General features: G+C 29.4%; 1 protein-coding gene. It reads right to left on the reverse strand.

From position 1 onward, the window contains the following. A partial coding sequence (locus tag ABDZ60_RS18565) for an IS3 family transposase (RefSeq protein ID WP_343780239.1) occupies nt 1–1,295 on the reverse strand: 1,295 nt, incomplete at its 3' end. Nucleotides 1,296–1,317 lie beyond the last annotated feature (22 nt).

Genomic DNA, 1,317 nt, shown 5'->3' on the forward strand with positions numbered 1-1,317 from the left:
TTTACAGGAGTCAGCTTTTTTAAGTTCCATTGGTAACGATAATTATTGTAATAGTCAATGTAATCATCAATTACGAATTTTAGTTCTTCAAAGTTTGTGCAACCTTTATAATCAACTTCATCCTTCATATGCCCAAAAAAAGACTCCTGCGGGGCGTTATCCCAACAATTACCGCGTCTGGACATTGATTGTCCTAGATTGTTTAATTTTAATAATTTCTGGAATTTAGGGCTTGTATAATGAAATCCTTGATCAGAATGAATAAATGCATCTTTAGCTAGTTTGAATTTAATATTAGATTTTAATTTTTTTATAGTATTTATAGCAATATCTAATGATAAACTACTTGATAAGTTATGAGCTAATATCTCATTAGTTGAAGCATCTTTGATGGTCGACAAATAAGCCATCTGGTTATTACCATATGGCAAATACGTAATATCAGTAAGAAGTACTTTGCCAGCTACTCCTTGTTTGAATTTTCTATCAAGAAGATTTGGAACTATTCTATGTTCTTTAGTTGCTTTAGCTATTCTTCTATAGGGATTAGCTTTTCTTATTGGACACACAATATCATACTTTCTCATAATCCTTTGAATACGCTTTCTATTATAGATAATTCCAAAATCATTTTCTAAAAGCATTTTTATTGAACGAGATCCCTTTTTGTATCCTCTATAATTAAATGCTTTTAGTATATTATCTCTAACTAATAAATCATCATTATTACGTTTTATTTTTACTGACTTACTCTTTAAAAATCTATAATAACCGGAACGTGAAACGCCTGCAACTTGACATAAATGGCTAACTATAGAATTAAATTTAGAATTTTTAGTTATTCCTTTAATTAAACTAAATGCTTTTGCTGCAACTAATTTACCTTTTCTCACCTGCCTTTCGTGCAGCTCTAATTTTTTTAAAAGCTCAACCTCCGCCTTTAAATATTCAATTTCAGCAGTTTGTTTTGCTATTAATTCATCTTTGCTAAGTTCACGCTGACGCGGACGCCCACTATTTTTCCTTCTTGTATCATCTAAACCTATAACTCCATTTTTCTTATAAGCATTTCTCCATCTGCTAGAAGAACACTCAATACGCTTTGTTCCAATTAGATTAGTATCAAAGCCAGCTTCTTCAAAAATAATTCTTGATGATTTTCCATTGTTATATTCCGCAATAAAATGAATTTTAAATTCATTTGTATATGTAATAGATTTTTCACTTACATTTCGAACATATTTATTATTTGATAGAACTTCTATATCTTGTTTTGAAAAAGTTTTTTTACTCACTACTAAACACCTCATTATTTTA

The organism is Clostridium sartagoforme (genome assembly GCF_039521405.1).
Taxonomy (GTDB): Bacteria; Bacillota; Clostridia; order Clostridiales; family Clostridiaceae; genus Clostridium; species Clostridium sartagoforme.